Origin of the sequence: Bacillus sp. SH5-2, assembly GCF_008368905.1 — a bacterium.
In the GTDB taxonomy this organism is placed as follows: Bacteria; Bacillota; Bacilli; order Bacillales; family Bacillaceae_G; genus Bacillus_A; species Bacillus_A luti.
In genome coordinates this window covers 1-9,248 of sequence record NZ_QOSD01000038.1, presented here as the reverse complement: position 1 = coordinate 9,248, position 9,248 = coordinate 1, and the positions used below count along the sequence as shown (strand labels likewise).

General features: G+C 31.0%; 10 protein-coding genes. 4 read left to right on the top strand and 6 right to left on the bottom strand.

Going from position 1 to position 9,248, the window contains the following annotated elements:
• Positions 1 to 240: 240 nt before the first annotated feature.
• From DN410_RS26480 to catA, 4 genes are all read right to left on the bottom strand, one after another.
• On the bottom strand, positions 241 to 753 hold the full coding sequence (locus tag DN410_RS26480; RefSeq protein ID WP_149178687.1) for a GNAT family N-acetyltransferase: 513 nt from the start codon (positions 751 to 753) through the stop codon (positions 241 to 243).
• A 141-nt stretch (positions 754 to 894) separates the two neighbouring features.
• The gene (locus DN410_RS26475) at positions 895 to 1,821 is read right to left on the bottom strand and encodes a GNAT family N-acetyltransferase (protein WP_149178686.1); all 927 of its coding nucleotides are present in this window, start codon (positions 1,819 to 1,821) and stop codon (positions 895 to 897) included.
• A gap of 20 nt (positions 1,822 to 1,841) precedes the next feature.
• Complete coding sequence (locus tag DN410_RS26470) at positions 1,842 to 2,372, bottom strand: GNAT family N-acetyltransferase (protein ID WP_149178685.1); 531 nt, start codon at positions 2,370 to 2,372, stop codon at positions 1,842 to 1,844.
• A 194-nt stretch (positions 2,373 to 2,566) separates the two neighbouring features.
• Positions 2,567 to 3,217: a type A chloramphenicol O-acetyltransferase gene (gene catA, locus DN410_RS26465; protein WP_149178684.1), complete on the bottom strand. Its 651-nt coding sequence runs from the start codon at positions 3,215 to 3,217 to the stop codon at positions 2,567 to 2,569.
• Between the two features lie 200 nt (positions 3,218 to 3,417).
• Here catA and DN410_RS26460 point away from each other — a divergent pair, with 200 nt between their 5' ends.
• The gene (locus tag DN410_RS26460) at positions 3,418 to 3,600 is read left to right on the top strand and encodes a DUF4021 family protein (protein WP_149178683.1); all 183 of its coding nucleotides are present in this window, start codon (positions 3,418 to 3,420) and stop codon (positions 3,598 to 3,600) included.
• A 43-nt stretch (positions 3,601 to 3,643) separates the two neighbouring features.
• On the opposite strand, the gene DN410_RS26455 is transcribed toward DN410_RS26460, so the two are convergent.
• Positions 3,644 to 5,875, bottom strand: coding sequence for an MMPL family transporter (locus DN410_RS26455; RefSeq protein WP_149178682.1), 2,232 nt, complete (start codon positions 5,873 to 5,875; stop codon positions 3,644 to 3,646).
• Positions 5,876 to 5,998: 123 nt separating this feature from the next.
• On the opposite strand from DN410_RS26455, the gene DN410_RS26450 reads away from it, so the two are divergent.
• Complete coding sequence (locus DN410_RS26450) at positions 5,999 to 6,616, top strand: TetR/AcrR family transcriptional regulator (RefSeq protein WP_149178681.1); 618 nt, start codon at positions 5,999 to 6,001, stop codon at positions 6,614 to 6,616.
• A gap of 109 nt (positions 6,617 to 6,725) precedes the next feature.
• Here the strand turns inward: DN410_RS26450 and DN410_RS26445 are convergent, their stop codons facing one another.
• Positions 6,726 to 7,136, bottom strand: coding sequence for a GNAT family N-acetyltransferase (locus DN410_RS26445; RefSeq protein WP_149178680.1), 411 nt, complete (start codon positions 7,134 to 7,136; stop codon positions 6,726 to 6,728).
• A gap of 532 nt (positions 7,137 to 7,668) precedes the next feature.
• Between DN410_RS26445 and DN410_RS26440 the strand changes: the two genes are divergently transcribed.
• Both DN410_RS26440 and DN410_RS26435 read left to right on the top strand, forming a co-directional pair.
• Positions 7,669 to 8,109 carry a MarR family winged helix-turn-helix transcriptional regulator gene (locus DN410_RS26440; protein ID WP_149178679.1) on the top strand — a complete coding sequence of 147 codons (441 nt, stop codon included), beginning with the start codon at positions 7,669 to 7,671 and terminating at the stop codon, positions 8,107 to 8,109.
• A 33-nt stretch (positions 8,110 to 8,142) separates the two neighbouring features.
• Entirely contained in the window at positions 8,143 to 8,967 is an 825-nt protein-coding gene (locus tag DN410_RS26435; protein WP_149178678.1) for a class I SAM-dependent methyltransferase, read from the top strand.
• The last annotated feature ends 281 nt before the right edge of the window (positions 8,968 to 9,248 follow it).

Here is a 9,248-nt window from a genome sequence, read left to right as displayed (position 1 = left end):
AAAAAGTGAAGTTAAATAAAAATTACAAAGTGCTAAGTTAAATATACATTAAACCCGTAATGGATTGATAAGAAAAGCCTATATCTTAAATTACTAAGTAATAAAAGGTAAGATTACTTTTTTACAATTTCAAAAAAGGATGACAGTTATATATCATCCTTTTTGTTATGTATTATTCTTAACTTCACAATAAGTCTACAACTTTGTTTTGAATTGTACTACTTTCTTTTAAGTCCACAACTATTTAGTTTGTACAATTAAACCATCAGGTCTAAAACGACTCATCATAATTTCATTAATAAACTTTCCGTGAGCCTTTAAATTTCCTACCTTTACCCCCTCTTCTACAAATCCGAATTTTTCATATAATACTTTTGCTTTCGGATTCGTTTCTAAAACGCCAAGTTCTACTCTCTCTAACATTAACCAATTATCTGCTAAATCAAGCATCTTTGTAAGAAGAGCTTTCCCTATACCTTTATTATGGTATTTGCTATCTACCCCGATAAACAAATCAGCCGAATGAGACCTTCGTCCCGTACTTTGAGTTAAGCCAATAAAACCTACAACTTTCCCATCATACTCTGCAACGAATTCAAATTGATTTGGTGCTAAGTTTCGAATTCTATTTTCCATCGCGTCCACACGCATGCTAGGTAAGAAAACCATATAAGGTAAAACGTCATCTTGAACACATATACGATGAATCGCTCTAGCATCTTGTATTTCTACTGCTCTAACGTTAATCTCCATTTTTCTTCCCTCCAAATAAACAACCTACATTCTTATGACCCATATTAAATTCCTTCTCATTCGTATTTCTTTATGTTATTTTTATATAATTATATTTATATATCATTCAACTAACTAACTTCCCTTAATTGGTTGGGTTGTTTAATTATTTACTCGATTATACAACGCCAACAAATCTTCTATTGGAATACCGTTTATTTTCATACCGGTCACATCACAATTTTCTATTTCCATATTTTTAAGATTACTATTACTTAGCTTGCTACGTTCCAATTCACATCTATTAAACGAAATAGGGGCCTTATCTTCCCCAAGATTTGTATCTTTAAATTGAACTCCACCTAAAGCCACCAAACTAAATTTACTGCCAGAAAGATTTAAATCTGCATATGAAGAACTTCTAAAATTAATATTTCTAAACTTTGATTGACTTACATTACAATTACTCATATTCATATGCATTACATTGCTACCAACAAATGAACTATTTTTTAAATTCACTTGATAATACCCTGTATTTTCCAAGTTACAGTTTTCGTATTGGCTATTTTTCATGTCTTCATTTTTAAATACACTTTCTTTGTTTGAGCTCGTCCCTATTCTTTTCACGTAACAATACTCATCTTCCGATTCAAAAATTGTTTGGTAGCCCATCTTTGTATAAAAGTGGTGATTATTAATTTGTCTACTCGATGTTTCGAGATCCCAAATCCTTACACTTATAAATTGATCTTCTATTAATTTTATAACTTGTGATCCTATTCCTCTTCCTTGGTATTTAGGATCTACAAAAATACGATCGATTCTGCCGTAAGATTTACCAGAGATCGTAATTATAATTCCTCCGATTATTTCTTTATCCATTATCACTTTGAAAGAATCCAATTCTTCAATCGAATATTTCATCATTTCAACGGAAGAATACCCTGGTGGTTGAATGTTATAATCAATGACATCTTCTTGGCCACATAACCATTGTTTTGCTTCTTCATCAAAAGTTCTTTTCATTATTTCCGTTAACTCTTCTGCGTCTAAAATTGTAGCTTTTTCTATAGATATTATCGTCATTTTTGTTTTCTCCTTTATGCTTACAAACCAATAACTTTTGTTTTTAATACTTTTCCCATTATTACACAAGGAACATCATCTTTACTTGGATAAAATGGATCCAATATATTTACCCAATCTAATCTTTCATATAACGAACGTGCCTTTACATTGTTTATTTGTGTTGTTAATACACTCGTTCTATTTGAAATACCGTCTAATAATCTATTATGTAATTTCGTTCCAAGACCTTCCTTTTGATATTTGGGGTGAACTGCTAACTCTACAAATTCAAAACAATCCTGTAACCATTCGTTTACTTGCTCTAGATGTAACGCTTCCCTCATTAATTGATTATAGTACTGTCCTTCTAATGAGCGATAACCATACGTAAAACCAACTACTTCATTTTCATCATTTATCGCTACTATACCTTTAAAATCTTCATATTCTATATGTCTTTTCACTCGCTCGATCATTTCATTGAAATTTGTTTTCTCAAATGCTTTACAATACAAATTTGCTATATTATGAATTAGGATCTCATCTCTTTCAATGCTTACGAATTTCACTTTAATTCCCCCTTATTAAAACATTTAAAAACAAAGAAAATTAACACTAATCACTCTCTTTACTATTAAACTACAAATCACCCTATATTTTCCACAATTACTTAGTATTAATGAATAATAAAAAGAGACCATGCAATATAAACAGGATCTCTTCTATTATTCATTTTCAATTGTATATAATTAAAAATTAGTTGTTATTTCAGCCACTCGTTGCAAGTATGACTTAACTCCTGCAAACCTTCTATAAATCGACTCGCATGATATCCATCACAAACCGCATGATGAACTTGCAATGAAACTGGTAGCATAACCTTATTTTCTTCATTAAAATATTTCCCACAAGTTATAATTGGTAATAGAAAATCAGCATCATTATTAATATTAAGATTAAATCCAGTAAAACTAGTCCAAGGTATGCTAGAAATCGGAAATACATTAGGCGGAATATTTTCTTTCGTGAAAAGACCATGAATACTAGCATAGCATCTCATATCTTCTTCATAATTTTTATAGAAAATGTGGAAATCACTTGAATAATCCGTCCATATACTTGAAAAAGACTTATCATCTTTATGAAAGATTGTATAGCTAGGTATCATTTTCTCCCAATAGCCCAAAACTCCTTCTTCATTAAAACATGTTCGAAATTCTTTATGTTTATTTATTATTCTCGAAATTATATAAATAATAGTCGGATAAAATTTAATTCCCTTTTGATGTACTTTCTCTATCAGAAGCGTAATATCAACATTTACTGTCATACTAAACGTACATTTTAATTTTAAATAATGTTCAAAATACTGCTCTCTATTCCAATTTTCTCTATCAATTACATGAAACTTCATTTTAATAGCCTCCTAAAATTTTCTTTTTATTTTAGAAGGCTAATTTCCTTGCTTTCACCATACTTGTTCACTCCTAACAGTTTACATTTCACCCTAATTGTTTATTTAATTATATAACATCTATAAGAATCTATTCACATATTTCTGGAAAGCTATCCACATACTATAAATAAATCAAATGAAATTTGGAGGATTCATACATGAATAACAAAAATATAAATAAAAAAGAAAATGTTATCGAAAACGCTACACCAATTCAAAATAATAACACTGTAAATCTTACTATCGAAGAACAAGCAATGAACGGCTTATATGGAATGCCAGAAACCGATATTGAAGATTCTGATCATGCTGCAACTGATGATTTGACTTCAAAAAATTAATTACATTGAAAAAAGCCAAGGAAAGTATCCTTGGCTTTTTCAACTATGCATCCACTTTTTGGATTTCTTCATTCTTTCTTGAAAGTTTTCCTGGCCAAAAAGCAAAGCGGCCTAACACGACTGTGATTGCCGGTACAAGTAATGGTCTAACAATAAATGTATCTAATAATACACCAATTGCTGTTACAATACCAAATTGAACGAGTACTTGAATTGGAAGTGTACCTAACACCGCAAAAGTTCCTGCTAAAATTAAACCTGCCGATGTAATGACACTACCTGTTTGTATAACACCATTTCTTACTGCATCCAAATGATTTTGTGTCTTTCTGTTTTTCCATATTTCTGAAACCATAAAGATATTATAATCTTCACCTAAAGCAACTAAAAATACGAATGCGTATAACGGTATTGCACCCTGAATAGCCGGTGCTCCCATACCGAAATGAAGTAATATCCATCCTGCTCCTAATGCCGAGAAGAATGATAAAACAACCGTTACAATTAAATAAATCATCGCAACAATTGATCGTAAGTAAACTAGTAACAATAAAGCTATAATACTAATCATTACTGGAATAATAACTGCTTCATCACGTTCTGTAATTTGCTTTGTATCATATAATGAAGCCGTTTCTCCACCAATCCATAGTTGATCTTCAGCATTACTAATCTCTGCATCTTTTAATACTTTTTCTACACTGTTTCTCAATTTAGGGATTTGATCTAATGCTTCAATTGAGTATGGATTTTCAGCTAAAGAAACTTCATACATTTTAATTTGCTTATTTTCTTTACCCTCCTTTGGCTCTTTCACTGTTTTTACGAAAGAAAATTTCTCCAGTTCTTGTTTAACAGGAAGCTCTTTTCCTTTCGCATCAACAACAACTTTTATTGGCGCTAGTTCACCAGCTGAAAAATGATCACTAATTAACGTAAACCCTTCACGTGAAAGCATATCTTTAGGAAACGATTCTAATAGGTCATATGTGTATTGAATACGTGGTACAAATGATGCCAATCCACCTAATACAAATACAGTAAGCATAATTATTGTCCACGGTCTTCGTACTACAACATCTCCAAGCTTTTTACTAAAGGCACCTTTTGATTTTTTAACTTTTACTACTTTCTTTTTCTTTCTTATCAATTCCTCATTCATCGAAGTTGTTCTTGGTATAAATGGGAAGAATGCCGCTCTACCGAAAATTAATAAAAACGCTGGTAAAATTGTTAAAGCAGCAAGTCCCATTATGAATACAGCAACACTAAATGGTACTGCGAATCGATGAAAGGCTCCATAATGAGCAAGTAATAACGTTCCTAATCCAAGTACAACAGTTAATGCACTCATTATTATTGCCCCGCCAGAGGCTTTAATTGCAAGTTGCAGCGCCTTATATTTATTTTCTTCTTCTAACAAGTATTCTCGATATCTTGAAATTAAAAATAAACAATAGTCCGTTCCAGCACCAAACAATAATACTGTCATAATTGAAATCGCTTGGGCATCTACTTTAATCCATCCGTGATCAGCTAAAAAACCGAGTGTAGGACTAATAATACCGTATGCAAAGCCAACAACAAGTAAAGGTAAGATTGCTAAAATTGGTGAACGGTACAATAAAATTAATAGAACCAATACGAGTAATACAGTAGCAACTAACAATTTCACATCTGCTTGACTAAATAAACTAACTGCATCCGTTTGAATACCTACTGGTCCAGATAATCGAACATGTAACCCAGAATCACTTATTTTTTGTTTAAATGGATCTTCATCGACCTTACTATTCACTATCTTTCTTAAATCATCAAGATTTCCTTTTAATATATCTGTTCCAGCTGACTTGTTAAAGAATACCGGTGTAACGAACGATGTACCATCTTTTGATGCGCTTTTTGATAATACTTGCTCTGGAATTGTATCAAATGGTGGTAACGTTGATTGTTCTTTTAAAGGACTAGTCTTTAACTCTTTATAAACGTCCCGTATGAGTTTATAGTCCTTTGACTGTAGTCCACCATCTCTATGCCATACTACTAACAGCGGATTTCCTGCATTATTAGGAAATTCTTTTTTCATTACTGCTTCAGCTTGCTGCGACATAGCAGTTTCAGGTAAATTTTTCGGATTCGGTTCTTTCGTATTATTTACTTGTGGTAACGTAAATGAAAGTAATAATGTAATAAGAACCCAAACCGATAAAGTTATCCATTGCGTATTCTTCCCTGCTACAAGCCTCCCTAACATATGTAACGGGTGCTTTTTCATAAAAAACCCACCTTCCTTTTTTCCTCCATTATTAATTATATATACTGGTCGGTTAATTAATCAAGAATGAATAAAAATTTGTGTTATAATTATCTTAACAATACATGTCAGGAGCGAATGAATTTGGAACAAAAACAACGTCCTCTCGGAAGGCCTCGTCAAAATAAAAATACAAAATCTACAAAAGAACTAATTTTAGAAGTTGCAACTCGATTATTTCTTACTCAAAATTTTCAAGTAGTTTCCATGGATGAGGTCGCGAAGGAATGCGGTGTTACGAAAGCAACCGTCTACTATTATTATTCAACAAAAGCCGATTTATTTACCGCTACTATGATTGAAATGATGGTGCGTATACGAGAAAATATGTCTCAAATACTCTCTACAAATAAGACTTTAGAAGAAAGATTATTGGACTTCGCTAAAGTCTATTTACATGCAACGATGGATATTGATATGAAGAATTTTATGAAAGATGCAAAACTATCGTTATCTGAAGAGCAATTGAAAGAATTAAAAGAGGCTGAAGACAGCATGTATGAAGTATTAGAAAAAGCAATCGAGAATGCAATGCAGATTGGAGAAATCCCGAAAAGAAACGCTGAATTTGCCGCTCATGCTTTCGTATCTTTATTATCAATCGGGAATTTTAAAGATGAAAATCACAATCCTATTCTTCCAAATATAGATGAATTAGCACAAGAAATCGTTTCTTTTTATTGGAACGGGTTAAATCATTAATATGAAATATATCCACTCTAATAAAAGAGCATGTTTGAAGTAATTTTAAACATGCTCTTTTATTATTTATTAAGAGTTCGATTTATAAAATAGTAATTAAATTATTTTTTTAACATCGTTTAATGTGTTTTGTCATCCCAATCGAGAATGCTTCAAATCCGATAGCTTCATAGTAAGATTGCAATTTTTCTACACACATAAGTTGCGGAATAACCTTATGTTGTTCACAATGCTGGATTAATCGTTTCACTATTTCTTTCCCGATGCCACTAGACTGATATTTTGGCAATACACCCACTCCACAAATAATGCCTGTTATGACTCCATCTGATATGACACGCCCCATCCCTACTAACCTCTTATCATCAAAAACATAAATTGCATACCAACTTTGTTTACACATTCGTTCTAACTCGTTAACCGTTAATTTAAGAGAGTTCCATCCTAAAGATTCATATAACGCTAATAATCCATTGAGGTCTGTTGGGTGTTCAATTGTGTAGCTTATACTATTATTCATGTGAATACTCCTTATTCTCTCGTTTGTTTGTATTTCGTAAAATTACCCTTAATATGAAATTAACTTAAACAAACTTCCATATGAACGATATAATTCCTTCTCAACATATAATAAAAAGAAGTTAACCTCACCACAGTTAACTTCTTTTATATAAAACTACCATTATATTATCAACCAAAAATCATACAGCTACATACGATAAGAACAAACAAAACTAATAAACCATTTGAGAAATAACCCATATAATACTACCCCTTTATTAAATTATGTAATAGATTTTATCATAAAATGATTTACAACATAATAACTGAAAAAGACATTATATTCATTAGTTATATACGTTTAGTAATATTTTATTTTCGATCATATTTTCCTTTCCTAAAACAACTACTCAAACACATCCACTTCAGTCCACATAAATTCAAAAACGACAAATTAGCAAATAAAAATTTACCATATTAAATTTAATTAATTGATTTATAGTTAAATTAGTAATAAAATAATGACTAAATTCATAAAGGAAGAGAAAACAATGGCCCATAAAAAATTATTAAACGAATACATGAATTTATTATTAAACATGTCAGGTACTTTTAAATTACTATCGGAGAAATCCTCTGAATTTACACATTTGGAGCAACATGTAGTGGAGTATATCGCTCAACAAAAGGTGCCTGTAAATTTAAAAATGATTGCTAGTTATTTAAACATCCCTAAGCAACAATTAAGTGTGACAGTACGTAACTTAGAATTAAACGGATATATTGTAAAAAAACAAGATACTATAGACAAAAGAGCTATATTAATTTCTCTGACAGAAAAAGCTGAAAAGGTGCACTATGAGAGGTGGAAACAAATTTATAATAATTTCACAGTTAATCTCGATAAATTATCTGAAGAAGAGCAACGAGATTTAACTTACGGACTATATAAAACAAATAGAATGCTTTCAAAAATGTTAAATAACGACTAAATATATTGTTTATTATTAAACGGAGGATGTTTCATGGTTAAAGAATTAGATTTACAATCCGTACAAGGTACGATGCTTATTCCATTCTGGGGGCGAGCAAATGGTAGTGAGAAAAACAAGGATATTTTAGATGATACAGAAGCTATTCGGATTATTAAAGAATATGATTTTAACTTTTCAACAATAGCAAATACCTTTGGTGAATACGGATGTATCACATACATTACCCGGGCACGAAAAATAGACGATACGATAAAAAGATTTATAACAAAACATCCGAATGCTACTATTGTAAATATCGGTTCTGGACTAGACACTACTTTTTCAAGAATTGATAATGGTACAATACACTGGTATAACCTTGATTTACCCAATGCAATCTCTTTTCGAAAAACGTTAATTGAAGATACACCGAGAAATATTAGCATTTCTAAATCCTTTTTTGATACTTCTTGGTTTGGCGATATAAAATATGATCCGAACGATGGTATTCTTTTTATATCAGCAGGTGTGTTTTATTACTTTAAAGAAGAAGATTTAAAAGAAATCATAGTCGCTATGTCAAACCAGTTTCCTGGAGGAGAATTATATTTTGATGCTGAATCAAAATTCGCACTTAAGCTTTCGAATTCTACTGTAAAAAAATCTGGTAATAGCGGCGCAATGATGTATTTTTACGTAAACAATCCAAAGACAATAGAAAAATGGTCATCTAACATAAAAGTGTTAAATTGTTCCCCGTTCTTTAAAGATATACCTACAAATAAAGATTGGGATGGAAGCACACGTATAATGATAAGAATTGTAAACTTAATAAAAATGTTGAAATTTGTTCATTTGCGATTCGAAAAAAAATAAATAAATTTATTTTTAGATCATAGATGTTAAACTTAATAAAATCAAAGACAGGAACATATTTGATAGGTACAAAATATTCCTGTCTTTTTATTATGGGGTACCGATTCATAACCATCTAGCTAAGACTTTGAAATATTTCAAAATCAAAAATTTCATCACAACACAATTTCCTATGAAAATCCAGTGCATTTTTGAAGAAAAACAAACTAAATAAAAAATCACAATAAGCTGCCCATACGGACCATAGCCATCAAGTTTAAAAAATAAGACTCTCTGGATTT

What these genes read in the sequence shown, in the direction of transcription:
- DN410_RS26460 (WP_149178683.1), top strand. Translation starts at nt 3,418, where the DNA reads ATGAATAACAAAAATATAAATAAAAAAGAAAATGTTATCGAAAACGCT.
- DN410_RS26480 (WP_149178687.1), bottom strand. Translation starts at nt 753, where the DNA reads ATGGAGATTAACGTTAGAGCAGTAGAAATACAAGATGCTAGAGCGATT.
- DN410_RS26440 (WP_149178679.1), top strand. Translation starts at nt 7,669, where the DNA reads ATGGCCCATAAAAAATTATTAAACGAATACATGAATTTATTATTAAAC.
- DN410_RS26455 (WP_149178682.1), bottom strand. Translation starts at nt 5,875, where the DNA reads ATGAAAAAGCACCCGTTACATATGTTAGGGAGGCTTGTAGCAGGGAAG.
- DN410_RS26475 (WP_149178686.1), bottom strand. Translation starts at nt 1,821, where the DNA reads ATGACGATAATATCTATAGAAAAAGCTACAATTTTAGACGCAGAAGAG.
- DN410_RS26445 (WP_149178680.1), bottom strand. Translation starts at nt 7,136, where the DNA reads ATGAATAATAGTATAAGCTACACAATTGAACACCCAACAGACCTCAAT.
- DN410_RS26435 (WP_149178678.1), top strand. Translation starts at nt 8,143, where the DNA reads ATGGTTAAAGAATTAGATTTACAATCCGTACAAGGTACGATGCTTATT.
- catA (WP_149178684.1), bottom strand. Translation starts at nt 3,217, where the DNA reads ATGAAGTTTCATGTAATTGATAGAGAAAATTGGAATAGAGAGCAGTAT.